This window comes from Micromonospora sp. CA-240977 (assembly GCF_050942285.1).
Classification (GTDB): Bacteria; Actinomycetota; Actinomycetes; order Mycobacteriales; family Micromonosporaceae; genus Micromonospora.
In genome coordinates, this window is record NZ_CP192055.1 from 3,055,469 (window position 1) to 3,079,299 (window position 23,831).

At 71.4% G+C, this 23,831-nt stretch carries 10 protein-coding genes; 3 read left to right on the forward strand and 7 right to left on the reverse strand.

The features are described from left to right. Positions 1-148: 148 nt before the first annotated feature. The 3 genes from ACQPWW_RS14055 to ACQPWW_RS14065 all read left to right on the forward strand — a co-directional run bounded on the left by ACQPWW_RS14055 (position 149) and on the right by ACQPWW_RS14065 (position 2,770). Positions 149-1,414 (forward strand): glycosyltransferase, encoded by a 1,266-nt coding sequence (locus ACQPWW_RS14055; RefSeq protein ID WP_433132773.1) that lies wholly within the window; start codon positions 149-151, stop codon positions 1,412-1,414. Positions 1,415-1,481: 67 nt separating this feature from the next. Next, positions 1,482-1,769: a response regulator transcription factor gene (locus tag ACQPWW_RS14060; RefSeq protein WP_433132775.1), complete on the forward strand. Its 288-nt coding sequence runs from the start codon at positions 1,482-1,484 to the stop codon at positions 1,767-1,769. A gap of 110 nt (positions 1,770-1,879) precedes the next feature. Continuing rightward, on the forward strand, positions 1,880-2,770 hold the full coding sequence (locus ACQPWW_RS14065; RefSeq protein WP_433132777.1) for a hypothetical protein: 891 nt from the start codon (positions 1,880-1,882) through the stop codon (positions 2,768-2,770). A gap of 31 nt (positions 2,771-2,801) precedes the next feature. On the opposite strand, the gene ACQPWW_RS14070 is transcribed toward ACQPWW_RS14065, so the two are convergent. The 7 genes from ACQPWW_RS14070 to ACQPWW_RS14100 form a co-directional block, all read right to left on the reverse strand. After that, a complete protein-coding gene (locus ACQPWW_RS14070; RefSeq protein WP_433132779.1) occupies positions 2,802-4,118 on the reverse strand; it encodes a glycosyltransferase in 1,317 nt (438 codons plus the stop codon). A gap of 57 nt (positions 4,119-4,175) precedes the next feature. After that, complete coding sequence (locus ACQPWW_RS14075; RefSeq protein WP_433132781.1) at positions 4,176-4,931, reverse strand: ABC transporter permease; 756 nt, start codon at positions 4,929-4,931, stop codon at positions 4,176-4,178. A gap of 30 nt (positions 4,932-4,961) precedes the next feature. Then, positions 4,962-5,909, reverse strand: coding sequence for an ATP-binding cassette domain-containing protein (locus ACQPWW_RS14080; RefSeq protein ID WP_433132783.1), 948 nt, complete (start codon positions 5,907-5,909; stop codon positions 4,962-4,964). Positions 5,910-5,946: 37 nt separating this feature from the next. Beyond that, the gene (locus tag ACQPWW_RS14085) at positions 5,947-7,176 is read right to left on the reverse strand and encodes a cytochrome P450 (RefSeq protein WP_433132785.1); all 1,230 of its coding nucleotides are present in this window, start codon (positions 7,174-7,176) and stop codon (positions 5,947-5,949) included. Then, positions 7,142-11,848 carry a thioester reductase domain-containing protein gene (locus ACQPWW_RS14090; RefSeq protein WP_433132787.1) on the reverse strand — a complete coding sequence of 1,569 codons (4,707 nt, stop codon included), beginning with the start codon at positions 11,846-11,848 and terminating at the stop codon, positions 7,142-7,144. The genes ACQPWW_RS14085 and ACQPWW_RS14090 overlap by 35 nt, the downstream gene beginning before the upstream one ends. Next, complete coding sequence (locus tag ACQPWW_RS14095; protein ID WP_433132789.1) at positions 11,845-21,792, reverse strand: beta-ketoacyl synthase N-terminal-like domain-containing protein; 9,948 nt, start codon at positions 21,790-21,792, stop codon at positions 11,845-11,847. Before ACQPWW_RS14095 ends, ACQPWW_RS14090 begins: the two co-directional genes overlap by 4 nt. Before the next feature lie 329 nt (positions 21,793-22,121). Then, positions 22,122-23,357, reverse strand: coding sequence for a cytochrome P450 family protein (locus ACQPWW_RS14100; RefSeq protein WP_433132791.1), 1,236 nt, complete (start codon positions 23,355-23,357; stop codon positions 22,122-22,124). Positions 23,358-23,831: the final 474 nt, after the last annotated feature.

Here is a 23,831-nt window from a genome sequence, read left to right on the forward strand (position 1 = left end):
GGTTCCGGTGCAGGTGGGCGCTTGGCGGAAGCTGTTCGGCCAATACCAGGACGAGGAGAGCCGAGTGTCGAAAAAACGCGGTGAGTCGACCGCGGAATCGTCCGATGCAGGTGCTGGCGCCGACACGGCGCCGCGGGTTTCCGTTATCGTGCCTACCCACAACCGTGCCGAAGACCTGCGCCTCACGCTGGAGAGTCTCTGCGAGCAAACGCTCTCTGCCGACCAGTACGAGGTGGTCGTCGCCGACGATGGCTCACATGATGAGACACGGGCCGTCGTCCACTCCTTCGCCCGCAGACTGCGACTCAAGTACCTCTTTCAAGAGGATCTCGGGGCCCGACCCACGCAGGTGCGCGACAATGGCGTCACCCGGGTGCGCAACGCCGGCGCGCGACTGGCCGCCGCGCCGCTGCTGGTCTTTCTGGACTGCGCCACGCTGGCCGGCCCGGAGCTGCTCACGGCGCATCTGCTCGCGCACACGCCGCCCACAGTGCCCGGCACGGCGATCGCCGGCTACGTGTACGGATACCCGCCACGCAAGGTCGACGACCCCGACTACTCGCTGGCCGGGCTGGCCGAGGCCGTCCGGACGCTGACCCCGCGGCAGGTGGCCGATCGCTACCGCGACGAGCCGAGGTTTCGTGACCCGCGGCACGGCGAGTTCGAGAAGGTCGGGTTCGACCTGGGCAACCGAATCTTTCCGGCGGAGCTGTTCTGGAGTTCGAACTGCTCGGTACCGGCGGTCGACTTCTGGGCGGTCGGCGGATTCGACGAGGACTTCCGTGGCTGGGGCCTCGACGACGTCGACCTGGGCTACCGGCTGGCCCGCAACGGCACCGCGATCCAGCTGAGCCTCGACGCGTGGGCGATCGAGTCACCGCACGAGCGCGACGGCGCGGTGAACTTCGCGGGCCTCCTCCGCAACGCCCAGAGATTCTTCGGCAAGTACCGGTTCGCCGAGCCGGCACTCGAACTGGGCTGGCTGGTCATGCAGTCCCCGGACGAACCAGCGCTGTCCACTCTGGAGACGCTCAACCGTCAGGTGGCCGATTGGACCCGCCAGTGCGCGGGGCTCACCGTCGCCACCGAGCTGGAGGCGGCGTTCGAGTCGATCCCGCCCGACGCGCGTGTGGCGGTCTTCGGGGCCGGGGCCGTCGTGCCCGACCTCCGGCAGTCGTGCGTTCTTGCCGATTTCGACAGGCAGGTAGTGGATCGGTTGGCCGCGGACGGCCCGGGGAAGCACCACGACGTGCGGCACAACGTCGGCATCCACACCGGGCTCCCGGACGGGGCGGTGGACACCGTGGTGATCACCTCGAGGCTCGACGGGCTCTGGGGCACGTTCGGCCCGGCGATTCTGGCCGAAGCGCGCCGGATCGGCACGCGGGATTCCGTCCTCACGGCAGATCGCTAGCATGACCCGCCTCCGGGGACCCGCGACGCGACGTGACGACGAGGCAGGCCCGATCGATCCGGTCGAGATGACCACCACGCACGCGGCGAAACCGCTGCCGCCGCGCAAGGTCCCGCCGCTGACCGTTCGGGACGCGGGCATCCTGGAGGGTGTCGCCTCGGGCGCTTCGAGCGTGCAACTGGCGGCCAGCCTCTACCTCAGCCGGCAGGGCGTGGAATACCACATCGGTCGACTGCTGCGCAGGTTCCGGGTCTCGAACCGGACCGCGCTTGTCGGCAGGGCGTACTCCCTGGGCATCTTCGAGAGCGGTTCCTGGCCGCCCAAGGTGCGCCGGGAGTTCGTGGCCGGTGGGTAGGAGCCGTGGGCTCCTCGTGTCCGCCAACCTACGGGAAGAAGTGGGATGACCAAGACAGACCTCGGTGACGGCGTGCCCGCTGTCGGGCCGGCAGCGCTGGGTGGGCGGCCATGACCGACGCTCGGCAACCCGGCGTCCCGCGTCCAGGCCTGCCGCCCGGTGCGTCGGTGCGGTTCTCCTGCGTCGTCGACGGCCCCCCGAGGTACCTGCACGAGGCGTGGATCTGGAGTACGACCCTCCTGCGCCTCGCCCGACGCCAGCCCCACGAGGTGGTGGTGCACCTCGTCGAGGGGGTCGACAGCCGGCACCTCGACTTCCTCCGCGACCTGGGCGTGGAGGTCCGCACCGTCGCGCCGTTCGACAAGCGCCATCCGTACTCGAACAAGCTCAGCCAACTGCAGAGCGAGGCGTTGCAGGATGCGGACCTGGTCGTCCTCACGGACTGCGACATCGCCTTCGCCGGTGACGTCGACGGCCTGTTCTCCGGTGTGGAGATGATCGCCGCCAAGACCGTCGACCTGGCCCGGCCGTCTTACGAGCACTGGAGGCGGATCTTCACGGCCGCGGGCTTCGACACCGAACCAGAGCTCGCCCTCGCCACCCACTCCCGCGAGCCGACCTTCGCGCGCAACTTCAACGGCGGCGTGTACGTGCTGACGCGCGCGGCGTTCGCGGCGCTACGGGACGCGTGGCCGAGATGGACCCGCTGGCTGCTGGACCGCCCGGAGATCCTTGGCGATCTGACGTTCCACACCGACCAGGTCGCGTTCGGGCTGGCGACCCACGAGCTGGGCCTGGCCGTCCGCGTTCTCACCCCGAGATTCAACTACCCGACGCACCTCGTCGACCCGATGCCCTCGGACCCGGTGATGCTGCACTACCACCAGCATCTCGACGGCAACGGCTACCTCAGAGTCACCGGACACGATGCGGTGGACGCCAGGATCGACCGGGTCAACCAGGTGCTGGCGGCCGAGCGGCACGCCGCCTCGCCACCGTAGGTGTCCGTACCGACGGTGGCGCGTCCCGGCCTCAGGCCGCCCGGCGGCCGCGTGTGGCCGCAGCGTCAAGTACCACCCGGGCTGCCGCTCCCGCACCGTCCGGGAAACGCGCATAGGCGCTCATCAGCTCCCGGGCGCGGGCGCGGTACTCCGGCCGGGCCAGCACCGTGTGTACGGCATCGCGCATCCGCTCGGCCGTCTGCCGCTCGTCCCTCAGCCAGAGGCCGGCGCCGGACCACCGCACCCGGGCGTTGTTCTCCATGTGGTCTTCCGAGTCGCCGACCACGACCAGCGGCACCCCCTGCGCCAGCGCGGTCTGGACGCCCCCGAAACCGCCGTTGGTGACCATCAGGTCCACCTGCGGCAGCATCTCGGTGAACGGAATGTACGGCTCCAGCACCAGGTTCGGCGGGCGTTGCTCCACGGGCAGCACCTCCTGCGGATCGCGTCCGCCCGCCGTCGCGACCACCTGCATCTCCTCGCCGGCCAACCCGCTGATCGTCGGTAACAGGAGATCCTCCGGATCGGTGGCGGCGGTGCCCTGCGTGACGAACACCACCGGTCGCCCGGCGGCCCGCGCCTGCGCGATCCGGCTCCACCACGGGGGCTCCGTCCAGTCGTCCAGCCCCTCCAGCCGCATCGGGCCGCAGAACACCACCGAGTCGGGCAGGTCGCGCCGCGGATACTCGAACTGGGGGATGCTCGACTGGAGGTAGCGGTCGGCGATCTGCTGCGGCCAGGAGAAGAAGAAGCCGGGCAGCGGCGGCAGGCCGAGCGTGGCCCGGATCCGGGCCGCCTCCCGCTGCGGCGCGCGCATGACGACCCGACGGACCAGCTGGTAGAGAAGGCGGTTGCGCGCCCGGCCGAGCGGACCGTTCGCGGGCGGCAGCCCGGTGCCGTACGGTGCCGTGTCCACGCTCGAGACGTGCAGCGCGCCGGTCGAGAAGACCACCAGGGGGAGGCCACGCCGTTCGGCCGCGAACATCCCGGCCAGGAAGCTGTGGTCCGACACGACCACCTCGGGGGCGACGGAGTCGATCAGCTCATCGATGTCCGCGACGAACGCGGCGACGGGGCGGACGAACACCTCCAGCACTGTCGTACCGTATCCGCCGATCCCGCCGGCGCGGTCCGGAGCGCTTCGCAACGCGTCCCCCGCACCGGCGTCGGCCCCGGCGCGCGTGCTCATCGGGGCGAACGTCGCGCCGGTGCCGACGACAAGGGGTTCGAACGCGCTCCCGGTGTACCAGACGACGTCGTGTCCCTCGGCGACGAGCTCCCGGACCAGGGGAGTCGCGTAGCGCAGGTGCCCGGTGATGGCATGCGTGGTTACCAGGATCGTCGTCACGTGGGTCAACCTCCTGCGACAGTGGCGAAATCCGCCGCGCCGATGGCGCTGGCGCGGTCACTCAGCGGTACGCGCGAAGAGTCGTCCGGTGCAGGCAAGCGACACGACGGCGCCGGCGATCGCCAGGCCGAACGCCCACGCGATGCCGCTGTTCCAGGCGTGTCCCGCATAGAGTTCGCGGGCGCCCTCCACCACTGTGGTGAGTGGGTTGGCCAGGGACAGCCAGCGCAGCCAGTCCGGCGCGTACGTCATCGGCACGAAGATGCCCGACAGCAGCGTGAGCGGCATGGTGATCAGGCTGACCCCCGGACCGAGCACCTCGTTGGTCTTGAAGATCAGCGCGAGCGCGTACGAGAGCGGCGCGATGCCCAGGGCGAGCAGGAGCAGCAGGCCCGCCATCTGCAGTACCTGGACGGGATAGAGGTGCAGCCCGAACGCCACCGCCGGCAGGGTGATCATCGTGCACTGCATCAGCAGTACCGTCGCGTCGCGAAGGGTGCGCCCGAGCAGCAGGGCGAATCTGCTGACCGGGGTGACCTGGAACCGTTCGAGCACGCCGAAGTGTGTCTCGGCGACCAACGAGAAGCAGGCGTAGAGGCAGGTGAAGATGGCCAGCTGCACCAACAAGCCCGGGACGTAGAGGTTGAGCACCGTGTCCGGGTCGGCCCCCCGCAGGCTGCTCTTGAGCAACGGGGCGAACAGGATCAGGAAGAACAGCGGCTGGACGGTCATCACCACCACCCCCCGGAAGCTCTGGAAGGTCCGGATCATGGAGCGCTGGTACACCAGCCAGGTCTCGGTCAACAGCTTCACGGCGTACTCCTCGATCGGTTGGGGGTGGTGTCATTTCGCATCGCTGAGCGACCTGCCGGTCTTGCGGAGGAACACGTCGTCGAGTGACGGCCGCTCCAGTGCGATCGATCTGAGCTCCGCCGTGTGGGCGTCGAGCACGCGCATCACGTGCGGCAGCGCGGTCTCCCCCTTCTCCACGAACAGCCGGACGGTCTGCGGGTCGGGCTCGTCCGCCTCACGTACGTACGGCTGCTCCGCGAGCACCTTGCGGATGGTCTTCGCGTCGCCCTCCACGCCGACCACGATGATGTCGCCGGCGATCTCCCGCTTGAGCTGCTGTGGGGTGCCCTCCGCGGCGATCTGGCCACGGTCGATGATGACCAGCCGGTCGCACAGCGCGTCGGCCTCGTCGAGGTAGTGGGTTGTCAGGAAGACCGTCATGCCCTCGTCGCGCAGCCTGCGCACCTGGACCCACAGGTTCGCCCGACTCGGCGGGTCGAGGCCGGCGGTCGGCTCGTCGAGGAACAGCAGCCTGGGTGAGTGCATCATGCCGAGCGCCAGGTCGAGGCGCCTGCGCTGCCCGCCCGAGTAGGTGCCAGTGCGCCGGTCCGCGCACTCGCCCAACTCGAAGGCGTCGACCGCCCACCGGGCGCGGGTCCGCGCCGCGGCCTTGTCCATCCCGTGGAACCGGCACTGGATCATCAGCTCCTGCCAGGCCGTCATGGACGGGTCGGTGCCGCCCCGCTGGCCGACGTACCCGATCTGCTTGCGGACCTCGCGCGGCTGCCCGACGAGGTCCGCGCCGCACACCGTGGCCCGGCCGAACGAGGGGCGCAGCAGGGTCGCGAGCATCCGTACCGTTGTCGTCTTGCCCGCGCCATTGGGGCCGAGGAATCCGAAGACCTCACCCGCCTCCACGACGAGGTCCACCCCGCTCACCGCCTCGACCTTGCTGCGCCGGCCGCTGAAGGTCTTGCCGAGTCCGAAACTCTCTATCATCTCTCCCGCTCTCAGGGTTGTGGCGGTCTCCGCGCACTCACGCCACGTCGGCCCGCGATGCCGGTTCGATGAGCACGCCCATGTGCTCGATTCCGTACGTGCCGGGCCGGGAACGCAGACGCGGCGGGCGCTCCGGGTCGATCGACATCCGGTGCAGGTGCGGGTAGATGGCGCGGAACGCCCGGCCCGCGAACATCTTGCCGAGCACGGCCCCCGGGCAGAAGTGCGGCCCGGCGCCGAACGCCATGTGGTCTTCCTTGTTCGGGCGGTCCAGGTCGAACGCGTCCGGATCGGGGAACTTGCGGGGGTCTCGATTGGCCGCGGCGAGAAGCGTGTGCACGAGAGCGCCGCGGGGGATCACCGTGCCGTGCAGTTCGACGGCCACCTCCGCGCGGCGTAGCAGCCATGGCGTCGGAGTATATAGACGGAGGTATTCATCGATAAAGTCGTCGGTGCGGTCCGGATCGGCGGTCAGCACCCGGCCCAACTCCCGATCCTCCAGCAGCATCCGCATTCCGCCACCGAGCAGGTTCATTGTGGTTTCCATGCCGGCGGCCACGTAGGACCAGCCGAGGCCGACCATCTCGTCGTGGTCGACGTCGCCGGATTCCCTCCGACCGACCAGGTCGCTGAGGATGTCGCCGCGGTGCGGGCAGCCGACGCGTTCCGCGGCCAGCTCGTCGATGTACCCCACCAGACCCATGAAGTCCTCGAAGAACCCCGGCACCTGTTCGGGGTCGAGGCCGCCCATCACGGAGAAGACCTCGATGACGGCCTGGGACCAGCGCTGCATCTCGGCCTTGCGCTCCATCGGAAAGCCGAGCATGCCGCCGACGACCCGCAGCGGCAGCGCGGTGCTGAACTGGTCGACGAACTCCACGGAGCGCTGGGCGAGCAGGTCGTCGACGAGCTCTTCGACGGTCTCCTGAATCCAGCCGTTCAGGGTGCCCAGGGCGCGTGGCCCGAAGGCCCGGTTGGTCACCCGGCGCAGCCTGGTGTGGTCCGGGGCGTCCCGGTTCACCATGATCGGCAGATCGAGGAAGTCGCCCCGACGCACGTGCGAGGAGAACTGCCTGCGGTCGCGGAGCGCCACCGCCACGTCGTCGTACCGGCTCAGAATGTAGAAGTCCTCGCCCTCGGCGGTCGTGGCCGCCGCGTGGTGGACGGGAGCCTCCTCGAGCAGTCGGCGATACATCGGCCAGGGATGAACGCGATGCGCGGGATCGGCCGGGTCATAGTTGATCGGCTCGTGCGTCACGGAGTGCACGGACTGCTCCCTTCGGAGGGTCGACGAACCGGGTGGAGATGAACCGACGCAGGTAGGTGTGCAGGAGCCCGGGGGTCAGTGGCGGGCAGGTCAGCCCGGCGCCGGCCAGGGCCTGACGGGTCGATGCCGACTCGAAGCGCGGCACCCGCGCGTCGTCGATGGTGTCCACCAGGAAGGGCACCAGGCCGAGCAGCGCCATGGTTCCGGAGCGGGAGCCGGTGATCCGGTCGCGCCAGTCGTCCCAGCTGGTCAGCTCGATCGGGTAACCGAACCCGCGGACCATGTCGAACAGCTGCGGCCAGGTCAGCTCGCTCTCGTTGACCAGGTGGAACGTGGAGCCGCTCAGTTCGGGCCGACGGGCCGCCTCGACCACGGCCGCCGCGACGTAGTCGATCGGCGCCGGTTGAAGGTGGATGTTGACCTCTCGTGGCCCCACACCAGCCTCGATGCAGCCCTTGAGCATCATGTTGAGGTGGTCCTGCCTGTTGAACGCGCCGGTGCGGCTGTCCCCGCCGGTGTTGAGCCGGTGGATCGTCGTCGGTACGCCCCGCTCGTGCGCGGTGCGCACCATCTGCTCGGCGACCCACTTCGACTGCGCGTACCCCACCGCCAGCGGGCCGCTCTCGACAGGCAGTTGCGACTCGTGGACGGTGTCCGGCTCGTACTCCACCGAGGAGAAGACGCCGACGGTGGAGATGAAGTGCACCGGGCGGGCCGGACCAGCCAACGAGGCGAGGCGCAGCACCTCGAGGGTGCCGTGCACGTTCGCCCGCTCCAGCGCCCGGTACGGGTAGGTCCACTTGACCTGTGCGCCGCAGTGCACGATGTCGCCGCATCGCGCGTGCAGGTCGGCGAACGCCTCGTCGCCCAGGCCGAAGCCCGGCTCGGTCAGGTCACCGGGCACCGCGACGATCCGGGACCGGTGCCGGGCGACGTCGATGCCGTAGGTGTCGAGGTTGGTCAGGATCCGCTCCAGCGCCCGCGGCGCGCTGCTGGCCCGCGCCAGGCAGTAGACGTCGCCGGCGCGCCGTTCGAGCAGCTCGGCCAGGAGGAAGGCGCCGACGAAGCCGGTCGCGCCGGTCAGCAGGGTGCCACGCGGGGCGCTGTCGGGAGGCCGCGCCGACGCGGCGGCGGCGATCCACGGCGGCAGCGCGGCGCGCGCCGCCATCTCGTCCACGCTCATCCGGGTGAGCTTGCCCGTCTTCAGGATCGACAGCGGGCTGGGCTGGGCGGCGATGACGGGATCGAGGGCGGGGGCTGCCGGGGCCGGGTCCACGTCCTGCGGGGACGCACCGGGGCCGCTGGCGCGGATCTCGTCGGCGGTCATCCGGGCGAGCGAGGCCGGCGAGGCGGAGTCGAAGAGGAGGTCCATCGGCAGCCGGATGTGCAGGTCGCGTTCGGTAGCGGTCCGGAACTCGGCGATCATCAGCGAATCGGCCCGTGCGGTGACCGGCCCGGCCGGGTCGATCTCCTCCGGTTCGCACCTCTCGATCGAGGCGAGTAGCGCGGTGAAGTACCGCTCCAGGCGTTCGCGGGCCTGCTGCGGGCTCGCCCGGCGCAGGTGCGACAGGTCGGGTCGGGCGACCTGCGGGGCCGCCTGGGCCGCGGTCGGCGACGCGTCGGACACCGACGACGGCGCGGCGGTCAGCCGCTCGACGGTCTCCGCAGTGAGCGGACTGAACGACACGCCACTGATGAGGGCGAAGAGCAGGCCGTCCTCGTCGGTGATCGAGACGTCGCCGACCAGGGCGTCGTCCCGACCGGGACCGGAGCCCTCACGCAGGACCACGGTGCAGCGGATCTCGCTGTCGGTGAAGGCCCGCCGGATCGTCATGTCCTCGAAGCCGGTGCCGACGTACACCTGTCGCTCGGGGCCAGCGCCCGCCGCGCCGGCCACCGCGATCAGTTGCACGGCCGTGTCCAGCAGGAGCAGGTCGGGCCGTACCCCGGCGGTCAGCGCGGCGCACGAGGGGTCCGGCGCCGCGAGGAACCCGACTGCGGCGGACCGGCCACGCAGTGCCGACTGCACCAGCCGGAAGCTGGCTCCCAGGGCGAACGACGGATGCCAGGCCCGCTTGTAGAACTCGTCGTGGTCGATGTCGTCGAGGCACCGGCCGCGGACCCGCTCGAACTCCTCCGGCTCCAGGTCGTCGGCGTCGTCGGCATCGGCCACAACGATGGTGGCCTCGAGGAGTTGCTGCCAGCCGCTGTCGGGGTCGCGCACGAAGATGCGGATGCGGGCGGTCCCGGCGCTCTCCGGGTCCAGGATGGCCTGCACCGTGCGTACGGCGTTGTCGGCGAGGATCAGCGGTCGGCTGAACGCCAGGTTCCGGACGGCGATCGGCCGGTCGAGAGCGCGTTGCGCGCAGCGGTGCATCAGTTCGAGGAAGACGATGGCGGGGACCAGGATCCGGCCGTGCACCCGGTGCTCGTCGAGCAGCGGCAGCGCCGCGAGCGACAGTCGCGTCTCGGCGACGAGCTGCCCGGACGCCGTGTCGGTGAAGTGCGGCTGCAGTCCGACACCTCCGTCGGCAGGCACCAGGGCCATCTCGTGCCGCAGGGTGGGGACCCAGTAGTCGCGGTGTTCGAACGGGTAGCGCGGCAGCTGCGGGATCCGCTCCGGGCGTTGGCAGACCGCGGACCAGTCGATCGGTACCCCCCGGGTCCAGAGCACCCCCAACGCCTCGTGCATGAGACGCCGGTGTTCCGGGTCGGCGTCGTCGGGGGCGTAGGTCGGCAGGTAGAGGGCGGCCTCCCCGCCGGGAGACTCCCGGACGACGTGCTCGACAGCACCCGGGCCGAGCTCGACGAACAGCTGGGCGCCGTCGGCCGTGGCCGCCTTGACCGCGGTGCGGAACTCCTCGGGATCGCGCTCGGTGAGCACCGTGTCCGCGACGACCCCGTGCGTGCGCCACCAGGCCACAAGGGGCTCGGGGTCCGGCGCCGCGGCGGGCACGAGGAAGGTGATGTGGGGGGTGGTGGTGGGTGGTTGGTGGTGGTGGGTGAGGTGGGGGTGGGGGGTGTTTGTGGTGAGGGCGGTGAGGGCGTGGGTGAGGTGGGTGGTGTTGGTGGTGGTGATGGCGGCGCGGTGGGGGTGGTGGGTGCGGGTGTGGGTGGTGGTGTAGGCGAGGTCGGGCAGCGGGGTGGGGGTGTGGTGGAGGTGGTGCAGGAGTTGGGTGGCGGTGGTGCGCAGGGCGGTGGGGGTGGTGGCGGAGAGGGTGATGGTGTGCGGGTGGGTTTGGGTGGTGGCGGTGGTTGGTGGGGTGGTTGGTGGGGTGTGGTGTTGGACGATGAGGTGGGCGTTGGTGCCGCCGAATCCGAAGCTGCTGGTGGCGGCGGTGGGGGTGGGTGTGGTGAGGGGTGTGGGTGTGGTGGGGATGGTGAGGTGGGGGTGCCAGGGGATGTGGGGGTTGGGGGTGATGGTGGTGGGGTGGGGGGTGATGGTGCGGTGGTGCAGGGTGAGGATGGTTTTGATGAGGCCGGCGATGCCGGCGGCGGCTTCGAGGTGGCCGATGTTGGTTTTGACGGTGCCGAGGTGTAGGGGGTGTTGTCGGTGGGGGGTGAGGGTGTGGGTGAGTGCGCGTATCTCGATGGGGTCGCCGAGGGCGGTGCCGGTGCCGTGGGTCTCGACGTAGTCGATCTGGTGCCCCTCCACCCCCGCGTCCGCCAGAGCCCTGACGATCACGTCCTCCTGAGCGGGTCCACGGGGGACGGTGATGCCCGCGCTGGCGCCGTCCTGGTTGACCGCTGAGCCCCGGATCACCGCCCAGATGTGATCACCGGCCGCCTCCGCGTCGGAGAGACGCCTGAGCACGACGATTCCGCAGCCTTCGCCGCGGACGTAGCCGTCGGCGTGTTGGTCGAAGGTGTGGCAGCGGCCGGTGGGGGAGAGCATGCGGCCCTTGCTGAGGGCGATCATGGCGTCGGGGGAGAGGATGAGGTTGGCGCCGCCGGCGATGGCGGTGTCGGTTTCGCGGGTGCGTAACGCCTGGCAGGCGAGGTGTACGGCGACCAGGCTGGACGAGCAGGCGGTGTCGACGACCAGGCTGGGCCCCTGTAGGCCGAGGGCGTAGGAGACTCGGTTCGCCGCGAAGTTCCACGCGCTGCCGACCGCCAGGTACCCGTCGATAGTGGTGATGTCGCGGGCGCCCATGCGCTCGTAGTCACTTCCCCGCAGCCCGATGTAGACGGCGGTGTTGGTGCCGCGGAGGCGGTCGGGCGGTAGGTGGGCGTGTTCGAGGGCGTGCCAGGTGGTTTCGAGGATGAGTCGGTGTTGGGGGTCGATGGCGGCGGCTTCGCGGGGGGTGATGCCGAAGATGGTGGGGTCGAAGCCGCGTACGTCGGTGAGGAAGCCGCCGTGGCGGGCGTAGGTGTGTCCGGGGGTGTCGGGGTCGGGGTGGTAGTAGCGGTTGTTGTCCCAGCGATCGGCGGGGATGGGGGTGATCGCGGTACGGGCCTCGGTGAGCAGTTGCCAGAACTGCTCCGGGCCGTCCGCGCCGGGGAAGCGGCACCCGATCCCCACCACCGCGATCGGCTCACTGCGCGCGGCCCGGAGTGCGGCGGCCTCGGCCCGAGCCGCTCGCAACTCCAGCAGCGCCCGCCGGAGCAGGTCCTCGCGCTCCGAACGGTCTTCCCGCTCCTCCGGCGCTGCGCTCTCGTCGACGGCCGTCATGCGGTGCCTCCCGTGTCCAGTTCCTGCTTCAGGAGCCCCAACAGGTCGTCCTCGCTCAGGCGGGCCAACTCCGCTTCCAGCCCGGCCAGGTCCACCGCCGGCCCCGCCGCGCCGGGCGGCCCCTGGCTCGCCCGCTCGGGTGGCCCGCCGATCAGCTCCGACAGCAGGAATCTGGCCAGCGCCGCGACGGTGGGGTTCTCGAAGGCCGCGGTGGCGGGCACGTCCGCGCCCAGCCGTCGGGCCAGCCGGTCCCGCAACTCGACGCTGGTGATCGAGTCCATCCCGGCGTCGAAGAAGCCGAGTTCGCGGTCCATCAGCGATCCGAGCGGCCTTCCGAGGACCACCGCGAGCTCGACCTGTACGGCGTCCTCCAGCATCCGTACGCCGGCCGCTGAGTCGCCGGCGGCGCGCAGCCGGCGGGTCAACTCCTCGTCGTGGCTGCCGCTCGCCTCGCGGGTCGGGCGCATCGTCTCGAACATCGGCCGTGCGCGCTTCGCCTCGAGCACCGGGAGCAGCCGGTTCCAGTCCAACGGCGCGACAGCGGCCTGGATCCGGGGGCGGGCCGGCTCGCCGGCCACACCGGTGAGTCGGTCCAGCGCGGCGAAGCCGAGTTCCCGGCTCACCGGAGCGGTTCCGGTCGCCCGGAACGACTCGCCGTGCTCCCGGGCGAGTGAGCCGTCAGCCCACCAGCCCCAGTCGACAGTCAGCGCGGGATAGCCGCGTCGGGCACTGTCGTGCGCGAAAACACCCTGGAAGTGGCACGCGGCCACGAGGTGCCCGGCGAGAGCAGCCCCGAACACCGACCAGGCGGAACCGCAGGACACGAAGAAGTCGAGCGGAGCACCCTCGGCCGCCTCGGCAACGACAAGCGTGCCCTCGACCTTCGGCCGGAGGATCGCGCGGAACCCGGACCAGTCGATGTCCGCCAGCGGCCGCAGTTCGAACAGACCCGCGGCGTGGACGACACCACGTACGGCCGGCCACGGCGCGCGGTGCGGGTCGAAGATCGCGCGCATCGCCTCGGGGTCGGCGACATCGCCGTCCGGGGTGTAGACGGTGGCCCCGTCCTGCCGCAGCCGTTCGACGGCGGCGAGAGCACGGCGGTCGGCCTCTGCCGGGTCGGACCCCCCGTCGGCTGTTCCCGCTCGGGCCAGCGGGCCGCGTCCCAGCAGGATCAGGTGCCGCGCCCCGCGCCGGAAGAGCCACTCGGCGAACAGCACGCCCAGTGCCCCGCGACCGCCGGTGACGAGATAGGCGGCGGCGGGATCGAGCGCGGGCGGCGTGGGTACGACGTCGTCGGGACCGCTCGCTTCGGCGCGTACCAGTCGGGGGACCATGCGCCGGCCGGCGCGGTACGCGACCTGGTCCTCAGCGTCCGGATGGAGGATCTCGCGGGCGATCGTCGCGGCTTCCGCGTCCGGGTCGGGGTACCGCGGATCGAGATCGATCTGGCCGCCCCAGACGCCCGGCTGCTCCATCGACACAGCCCGCCCGAGTCCCCACGCGGGTGCCAGCACCGGCACGCAGGGCGCGTCGTCGGCCGGCACGGCGCCGCGGGTGACCACCCACAGGCGCGCCCCGGCCGCGATGCCGGGCGCCGACAGCGATCCCGGTGCGGTCAGGAGCGGGCCGCACGAGGCGGCGAGTGCCTCGTCCCACTCCGGCCCGGGTGTGCGCAAGGTCGGATCGGCGTCCAGCGCGGCGAGGTGGACGACGCCGCGCAGGGTGTCGCCGGCACCGCGGATCGCCTCCGCCACGGCGGGGAACCCGTCGTGTGGGCTCCGCGTCTCCGGGGGGACCAGGACGCAGGTGTGGCCTGCCGCTTCCAGGCGCGCGGCGAGCCGGTCGGCGACTCCGTCCGGGCCGGCCCCGGTCAGTACCCAGCGCCCGACGTCCCCGGAACCGCTGGTGCCGTTCACCGAGGCGGGCTGTCGCGAGTCCGGCTGCCAGGCGACCTCGTACAGGGACGCGTCGACGTCGTCCTGGATGTCCGTGCCGCGATCGGGCACGTGCCGCGCGCGCCCATTCGACGTGGCGGCGGCCACCTCGCCGGGCGTCGCCGAGGGCCGGGTCGGTCGAGCGGGAATCCAGAACCGCTCGCGCTGCCAGGGATAGTTCGGTAGCCGGACCCGTCGACCGTTTGCCGGTTGCAGCGCCGCGTGGTCCAGTGGATGGCCGAGGACGTGCAGCGCGCCCGCGGCGTCGAGCATCGACGCGAGGCCGTCCTGATGCGCGCGCATCGACTCGACAGCGGTGGCCGCGGTCCCGTACCCGTCCAGGCACTGCACGATGGGGGTCGCCAGCGCCGGATGTGCGCCCACCTCCAGCACTGTGTGGTGACCCGCTCCCGAGGCGCCGCGCAGCGCCGCCATGAAGAGCACGGGTGCGGTGACGTTGCGCGCCCAGTAGTCGGCGTCGGCGAAGTCGGGCGTCGCCGGGCCACCGGTCACCGTCGAGTAGACGGCCAGTGTGGGCGGGGACGGGGTGAGGTCCCCGAGGTCGGCGCGCAACGCCTGGGCGGAGGCCGCCATCGCGGGCGAGTGGAAGGCGTACTCCTCCTGCACTATCGACCAGAACACCCCACGGGAGCGGACCGTGCCCGCCAGGTCCGTCATGGCCGGACGGGTGCCCGCGACGACGGTGATGCGCGGGCTGTTCACCGCCGCGATCGAGACGGACCCGCCGTAGGGCGCGATCACCTCGGCGGTCTCCCGCTCGTCGAGCCCGAGGACCGCCATCATCCCGCCGCCCCGGGTCGCGCCCATCGCCGCCGCGCGCCGTACCGAGACCTCGCAGGCCTGCTCCAGCGTGAGGCATCCGGCCGCGTAGGCGGCGGCGATCTCGCCGACGCTGTGGCCGATGACCGCGTCGGGTCGCACGCCCCAGGCGTGCCACAGGTGCGTGAGCGCCGCCTGCATGGCGAAGATCGCGGGCTGGGCGACGACAGTGTCGTCCAGGCGGGACCGCTCACGCACGGCGAACAGCTCGTCCCGCAGCGACCAGCCGGCGAGCCGTCGCACCACCGCGGCGCAGCGCTCGATGACCTCGTCGACGGCCGGATGGCGGGCCAGGGCAGCTCCCATGCCGGGCCACTGCGATCCCTGCCCGGCATAGACGGCGATCAGCCGGGTGCGGCCGTCCTGGCGGGCGAGGCCGCGGCGGACGCCGCCCAAACTCCCCCGCGCGCCAGCGCCCGCCTCGCGCCGGCCGCCCCCGTCACGTCCGGCCGTCGCGGGCCTGGCCAGCAGTTCCCCGGCCCGCTTCGCGGAGTCGGCGACGACGGCCAGCCGGTGGGGCAGGTGCGTGCGGTGGAGCGCGGCGGCGCGGGTCACGTCCGCGAAGACCAGCGCGCCGTCGGGCGCCTGCTCACACATCCGCCGGTACGCCTCGGCCGCGGCGTCGAGCGCTTCGGCCGAGTGCGCGGACAGCAGGAGCAACCGCGCCTGTTCGGGGCGCGCCGAGGACGGTCCGGGGTCGGCCACCTCCTCGGCGTTCGGCGCCTGCTCCAACAGGACGTGCGCGTTGGTGCCGCTGAAGCCGAACGAGCTGACCCCGGCGATCCGCGAGCCGTGCCGCGGCTCCCACTCGACGGCCCGCGTGGGAATCCGGACGGGGATCTCCCCCCACGCGATGTGCGGGCTCGGCTGTTCGAAGTGCAGGTGGGCGGGGATCCGGCGATGGCGGAGGGCGAGCGCCACCTTGATCAGACCAGTGATCCCGGCGGCCGCCTCCAGATGCCCGATGTTGGTCTTTACCGAACCGACCCAGAGCTGGTCGCGGCGATCCCGATCCGGCCGGAACGCGTCCACCAGGGCGTCGATCTCCAGGGGGTCGCCGAGCGGCGTGCCGGTGCCGTGCGCCTCGACGTAGCCGACCTCCTCGCGCCGCACCCCCGCGTCGCGCAGCGCGTCGCGCAGCACGGCCCGCTGCGCGCGGCCGTTCGGTACCGTCAGCCCGGCGCTGCGGCCGTCCTGGTTGACGGCGGAACCTCGGACCAGCGCCCAGATCTGGTCTCCGGCGGCCTGCGCGTCGGAGAGCCGCTTGAGTACCACGACCCCGCAGCCCTCGCCGCGACCGTAGCCGTCGGCCCGAGCGCTGAAGGTCTTGCACCGCCCGTCCGGCGCCAGCGCGCGCATCCGGGTCAGGCTCGCCGTGGTCAGCGGGGACAGCATGAGGTTCACCCCGGCGACGACCGCCAGGTCCGTCTCGCCGGAGCGCAGGCTGCGGCCGGCCAGGTGCACGGCCACGAGCGAGGACGAACACGCCGTGTCCACGGCCAGACTCGGGCCGTGCGTGCCCAGCAGGTGCGACAGCCGTCCGGCGGCCACGCTGAAGGTGTTACCGGTGGCCAGGTACGGGTCGTCGGCGGCGGCAGGATGCGCCGCGAGCAACTGCAGGTAGTCCGATGTGTTGATCCCGACGTACACGCCGGTCGCGGAGCCCTCGAGCGTGTCGACCCTGATCCCGGCGTCTTCGAGCGCCTCCCAGGAGACTTCGAGGAGCAGGCGCTGTTGCGGGTCCATGCTGCGCGCCTCGCGCGGTGAGATGCCGAAGGCGGCGGCGTCGAACCCGTCCACCGGGCTCTCCAGGAAACCGCCGCGCGGTCCGTACGGGGCGGTGTCCTCGGGTCGGGCCGGCGCGTCCCAGCGGTCGCCGGGCACGTCCCGGGTCGCATCGCGCCCGTCGCTCAGGAGCCGCCAGAACGAGTCGGGATCGACAGCGCCGCCGGGCAGCCGGCAGGCCATGCCGACGATCGCGAGTGGTTCGGCGTTGGCGGGCCGCGGTTCGCGCGGCGCGGGTCCACCGACCGGGCGCGGGGCGGGTACGGGCGCCGGATCGTCGACCCGGGACGGCTCGATCCCCGCCAGGTATTCGGCAAGCCTCCGGATCGTGGGGTGGTCGAAGACCAGGCTCACCGGCAGTCGCAGTCCGAGGTCGTCCTCCAGGCGCGCACGGATCTGTGTGGTCATCGCCGAGGTGAGCCCGAGGTCGAACAGGCCGATGTCGGGGCTGAGATCCTCCGGGCGGTGCAGTCCGAGCACCGTCGACAGCTCGGCCTGCAGCCGGTGGATCAGGTTGCCGGCCCGGGCCGGGTCCCCGCCCGGCACCGTGACGGCAACGGGCCGCGGGTCAGGTGGGCGCGCGCCTGTCCGGCTGCCTGCCGGGTCGTTGGCCGAGGGCGCCACGCTCGGGCCGGAGCGGTCGGCACGCTGTCTCGGGATCCAGTGCTCGCGCCGTTCGAAGGGGTACCGCGGCAGGTCCGGCAGCACCTCCGGGCGGGTCGTCCGCGGCGACCAGTCGACCGGCCCGCCGGCGACCCAGGTCCGCGCGAGCGCCTCGATCAGTCCCTGGCCCGGTTCGGCCGCTCGGGGCAGCGACGGGACGCAGGTCCATTCGGCGTCGCTGGCGGTCGCGACCGCCGCCGCCGAGGGGAGGAGGCCGCCCGGCCCCAGCTCGATCAGGATCGTCGTGCCCTGGGCCAGGGCAGTGCGCAGGGCCTCGTTGAAGTGGATGGGCGCGCGGGTGTGCCGGACCCAGTACTCCGGGGTGGCCGCCTCGGGTCCGGCGAGCCGCCCGGTGGTGTCCGAGATGAACGGTATCGCGGCCGGCCGTAGCGCGGTCTGGGTGAAGGCCTCGCCCAGCGCGCCGAGCATCGGCTCGACCTGCGCGGTGTGGAAGGCGACCGGGACGGGCAGGCGCACCGTCCGTAGACCCTCGTTCGCCGCCAGCGCCGCGAACTCGTCGACGGCGGCGCACGGTCCGGCCACGACGGTCTCGCGCGGACCGTTGCGCAGAGCTATGTGCACAGCCCCGCTCGCGACGGGCGTCAGCCCGGCCAGGCGTTCCGGCTCACCGAACACCGCGAGCATCGCGCCGTCCCCGGGCAGGTCCGCGATCAGCTCTCCGCGCACGGCACTGAGCCGGGCGCCGTCCTGCGGCGAGACGATTCCGGCGAGTGCGGCCGCCGCGTAGGCGCCAGCGCTGTGTCCGAGGACGGTGTGCGGGACGATCCCGTGCGCCCGCCACCAGGCGGCCAGGGTGCAGGCGAGCGCGTAGAGCGCGGGCTGGGTGTGGCGTGGGTCCTCGCGGTCCGCGCCACCGCCCGCGGGACGGGGGTCGAGCAGGACGCCGATCGCCGCCGTGCTGGCAGGCCCGACTGTCTCCGCGAGCGAGTCCAGCGCCGCGGTGATGTGTGGGTCTCGCTGGTAGAGCCCGGCCAGGGCGCCACGTACCGGGGTGCCGTGGCCTGGCACGAGGAAGGTGATGTGGGGGGTGGTGGTGGGTGGTTGGTGGTGGTGGGTGAGGTGGGGGTGGGGGGTGTTTGTGGTGAGGGCGGTGAGGGCGTGGGTGAGGTGGGTGGTGTTGGTGGTGGTGATGGCGGCGCGGTGGGGGTGGTGGGTGCGGGTGTGGGTGGTGGTGTAGGCGAGGTCGGGCAGCGGGGTGGGGGTGTGGTGCAGGTGGTGCAGGAGTTGGGTGGCGGTGGTGCGCAGGGCGGTGGGGGTGGTGGCGGAGAGGGTGATGGTGTGCGGGTGGGTTTGGGTGGTGGCGGTGGTTGGTGGGGTGGTTGGTGGGGTGTGGTGTTGGACGATGAGGTGGGCGTTGGTGCCGCCGAATCCGAAGCTGCTGGTGGCGGCGGTGGGGGTGGGCGTGGTGAGGGGTGTGGGTGTGGTGGGGATGGTGAGGTGGGGGTGCCAGGGGATGTGGGGGTTGGGGGTGATGGTGGTGGGGTGGGGGGTGATGGTGCGGTGGTGCAGGGTGAGGATGGTTTTGATGAGGCCGGCGATGCCGGCGGCGGCTTCGAGGTGGCCGATGTTGGTTTTGACGGTGCCGAGGTGCAGGGGGTGTTGTCGGTGGGGGGTGAGGGTGTGGGTGAGTGCGCGTATCTCGATGGGGTCGCCGAGGGCGGTGCCGGTGCCGTGGGTCTCGACGTAGTCGATCTGGCGCCCCTCCACCCCCGCGTCCGCCAGGGCGCTCAGCACGACGCGCTCCTGAGCCTCGCCGCTCGGCGCGGTCAGGCCGTTGCTTCGGCCGTCCTGGTTGACCGCGCTGCCCCTGATGACGGCGAGGACACGGTCCTTGAGCGCGAGGGCGGTGCTCAGGCGGCGCAGGACGACGATTCCGCAGCCTTCGCCGCGGACGTAGCCGTCGGCGTGTTGGTCGAAGGTGTGGCAGCGGCCGGTGGGGGAGAGCATGCGGCCCTTGCTGAGGGCGATCATGGCGTCGGGGGAGAGGATGAGGTTGGCGCCGCCGGCGATGGCGGTGTCGGTTTCGCGGGTGCGTAGTGCCTGGCAGGCGAGGTGTACGGCGACCAGGCTGGACGAGCAGGCGGTGTCGACGACCAGGCTGGGTCCCTGTAGGCCGAGGGCGTAGGAGACCCGGTTCGCCGCGAAGTTCGCCGACACCCCGAGCGCCGTGTACTCGTCGATCGAGTCGGGCCCCTCGGTGACCAGCCGCTCGTACTCGCCGGACCGCATTCCGATGTAGACGGCGGTGTTGGTGCCGCGGAGGCGGTCGGGCGGTAGGTGGGCGTGTTCGAGGGCGTGCCAGGTGGTTTCGAGGATGAGTCGGTGTTGGGGGTCGATGGCGGCGGCTTCGCGGGGGGTGATGCCGAAGATGGTGGGGTCGAAGCCGCGTACGTCGGTGAGGAAGCCGCCGTGGCGGGCGTAGGTGTGTCCGGGGGTGTCGGGGTCGGGGTGGTAGTAGCGGTTGTTGTCCCAGCGATCGGCGGGGATGGGGGTGATCGCGGTACGGGCCTCGGTGAGCAGTTGCCAGAACTGCTCCGGGCCGTCCGCGCCGGGGAAGCGGCACCCGATCCCCACCACCGCGATCGGTTCGGCCGCTGGCGGTGCGAAGCCGACGCCTGGCGATCCGTCAGTGCTGCCCGCCAGTGCGCGGGCAGCGGCGGCGATGCTCGGATGGTCCCAGGCCAGGGTGGCGGGTACGTCGCGGCCCAGCCGTCTCGACAGCTTCTCGGCGATGCTGACCGCCTGCACCGAGGCCAGACCGAAGTGGGCGAACGACTCGTTCGGCGAGACGTCCCGGACAGCGCAGTGTGCCGACTCCGCTATCAGGAGTCGTAGCTGGCTCTCGATGTCGGCCGGCGTCCAGGTCTGCGGGGCGGCGTCGGGGCCGGCGACGGTGACGTGTTCCGTTGACGTCGCGGCGGGCGGCGGGCTCTCGTCGCCGGCGTCGTCGCTGGCGATGGGCGTCGGAGGCGGATACTCGCCGTCGAGGTACCTGGCTCGGGCGGCGCTGCGTTGGATCTTTCCACTCGACGTCGTCGGAAGAGCGCCCGGCCGGACGAGCACTACCGCCTCGGCGGCCAACTGGTGTTCGTCGGAGATCCGGCGGCGGATGGTGGCGGCGATCCGGCCGTGGTCGGCGGGGTCGAGCCGGCGTCGGGGCAACTCCTGGACGACCACGAGCGAGGGTTCGCCCGCCGCCTCGACGGCGAACGCGGCGCACCGCGTCGAGGCGAGCGCGGGATCGCTGTCCACGCTCGTGGCCTCGATGTCGTGCGGATAGACGTTGCGTCCCCAGAAGATCATCATGTCGTCCACGCGACCCGTGACGTACAGCTCGCCGTCGAGCATCGTCCCGAGGTCACCGGTGCGCAGGTACCGCTGCTTCTCGGTGCCGATCGTGTTGTGGAACGCCCGTGCGGTGGCCTCGGGGTTGTTGCGGTACCCGCCGGTCACGCTCGTGCTCCGCAGCCAGATCTCACCCACTCGGCCGGCACCGGCACGGCGACCGGTGGCGGGATCGACGATCTCCACGGTGCTGCCCGGTATCGGGCGTCCCGAGCTGACAAGCGGCCGCGCCTGCGCCAGGTCGGTCGGCGGCAACACCTGGCCCGCCTCAAGCTTGTCCTTGCACACGTATCGCACGACCGGATCGGTGCCGACCACGTTTGTCGACACCACGAGGGTGCTCTCGGCCAGGCCGTAGCCGGGAACGAGGCTGGAGCGGCGGAACCCGCAGTCGACGAAGGTGCGGGCGAACGCCTCGAGGGTGTTGACCCGAACCGGCTCCGCGCCGTTGACCGCCCGCGTCCAACTCGAGAGGTCGAGGTGCTGACGGGCCTGTTCGTCGATTCGATCGACGCACATCTGGTACGCGAAGTTCGGCGCGAAACTCACGACCCCGCGGTACCGCGTGATGGTCTCCAACCACCGCAGCGGCGACCGGACGAAGGCCATGGACGCCAGGTGAGTCGACGGAAACCCGGAGAACAACGGGAAGATCAGACCCGAGAGGAGCCCCATGTCGTGGTAAAGCGGAATCCAGGTAACGCCGTGCATGTCGGGATTAAGGGCGAGGCTGCTCTCGGTGGACTCGGCGTTGGCCAGCAGATTGTCGTGGGAGACCAGCACCCCCTTTGGTGAACCTGTCGAGCCCGAGGTGTATTGGAGAAACGCCAACGCGGATCCCGTTGGGCTGGACGGATTCCAATCCCGCCCGGAGCCCGCTGCGACATCTCGTCGTACGGACAGCCAGCGCGCGTGCCGCAAGGACGAGCCGGCCTGCCCGGTCGGGTCCGCCGCCCGGCCGTCCGACCGCATCGCGTCCGACGGCGACTCGTCGGACAGGACGACGGCGGGTCCGCAGTCCCGCGCGATTGCCTCGATACGGTCGGAGCGCCCCGAGGCGACCGGCGGATATGCCGGAACCGCCACGAGCCCGGCGTAGAGGCAGGCGAGGAAGGAGGTGATGTAGTCGAGGCCTGGCGGGCACAGCATGAGCACCCGATCACCGGGCCGCGCGGCCTGGCTGAGCGTGGCTGCGACATCTCGGGCGCGAGACTCGAGTTCGCCGTAGGTGCACTCGTGTACGACGGGCGGCGCGGACCCCACATAGTCGAGGAACCGGAATGCGAGACGGTCGGGTTGCTGCTCCGCGCGCTGCCGGAGCAGTTCGTTGATCGTCTGCGGGCGTGCCGTCACGAGTGTGCCCCCCGTGTCCTCGGTGCGTTCGCGCCATGCTTGCGGCAGCGCTGTATTCGGCGGCGCGTGGCGAATTCGGGTGCCGCCGGGTAACAGTGTGCGGTGAGGAGGACTAGGGGATCTTTTAGTTCTGTCGCAGATCAATTCACGAAAGGCGATGCGGCGCGATTTCGAAAGTTTCGGTGAATTGCATTCTGGCTGGCCGGAGGTGTCGCACGTGTTACCCAGCTGTTCGTTTCGGTGGCCCGGCCGCCGCGACCGGACGGCGACGTGGCGACAGGCCGTCGGCGCACGTCGGCACGGCAGGTCGGACGCAAGAGCGCGGAAGGTCAGGGGCCGATGCGGACGGGGAGCTCGACCAGGCCGCGGACGAGGGTCCCCGAACGCCAGCCCAGCTCTTCGGGCTCGCGGGCCAACCCCAGGCGCGGGAACCGGGCCAGCAACGCGTTGAGGGCGATCTCACCTTCGAGGCGGGCCAGCGGGGCGCCGAGGCAGTAATGGATGCCGTGTCCGAAGGCGAGGTTCGCGCCCTCTCGACGGATGTCGAGGCGGTCGGGGTCCGGGTGCTGGTCGGCGTCACGGTTCGCCGAGGTCAGCGCGACGAGGACGAACTCGCCGGCGGGGATGGTCGTTCCGCTGAACACGACGGGCTCGGTGGTGTAGCGGAGGGTGGCCATGTTGAACGGACCGTCGTAGCGCAGCAGCTCCTCCACCGCCTGCGGGGTGCGTGTGGGGTCGGCCCGCAGGGCGGCCAGCTGCTCGGGGTGGCGCAGCAACGCGAGGACGCCGTTGCCGATCAGGTTGACTGTGGTCTCGTGGCCGGCGATCAGGAGCAGGAGCACCATGTCGAGCGCCTCCTGGTCGGAGAGCGCGTCGGCGCCCTCCGCGGCGACGATCATCGAGAGCACATCCGGCCCTGGGTGCCGCCGCTTGTCGCGGATGAGGTCCAGGAGGTAGGCGGCCAGGTCCTCGTACCGCCGCGTCGGGGAGGGGCGGCCGGACAGGATCCCGTTTGACCACTCCCGGAACTCGTCCCGCTGGTCGAGTGGCACACCCAGCAGTTCGCTGATCACGGCTATCGGGAGTGGGAAGGCGAAGCTGTCCAGCAGATCGATCTCCCCGCCGGTGTGCGTCACCTCCGCTGCCACGGCGTCCAGCAACTCGTCGGCGATCTGCTCGATTCGCGGGCGGTACTGCGCGATGCCGCGCGGCGTGAACGCCCTGTTGACAAGCCGCCGCAGTCTGGTGTGGTCGGGTGGATCGCTGTTGAGCATGTGGTGGGCGGCCGACTTGACCACATTGTGGAACTTGTCCGGGTCGGTATGGCGGCGCATCAGGTGGACGACCGACACGCTGTTCTTCGCCAGTCGTGGATCGGCCAGCGCGGCCCGCACATCCCGATGGCGGGTGACCAGCCAGGCCCGGATTCCGGACGGGACGATGACGCGCGCGACCGGGCGTTGCTCGCGGAGCATCTTGTAGAACTCATGCGGGTGCGCCAGAAGGTCGGCGTCCAGAATCACGTGCTCGTCAGCGGTGCTCTCGATGGGGGATGCCTCGGTCACGAGCCCTCCTGGGGGTGGCGAGCCAGCGCCGACCGTGCGGTGCGACGCCAGACGGTTTCCGCTCACCCACCGCCGACCCGTGCCAACAACCCCGCGGCAATTCTACGCCGTTGTCAACGGGGGGCGGACCAGTGAATCTCGGACCGGCCGACTCCCACGCTGACGCTCGTCGATGTTGCCAGAGTGCCTTCAGACGTGTTGGAATGGCTCATATCGCCGCAGCACGGGGGCAACCGTGCTGGGAACGGCCAGCACGGGAGCAGCACAGTGTCGGCAGCGCGCCGCCTTGGCAGGCGCTCGCATGCCGCATCGCCGGGTCCTCTCCATGACGACGGGCATCGTGCCGGGCAGGCATCCTCGCCCGCCGTACGTACCCCCTGGTTCGCGTTTCCGACGGCCGACCCGGTCGACGTTCGACACGTCTGGGCGTCCGATTTCGGTCTGCCAGCGCCCAGAACCGGCGACGAGGTGAGA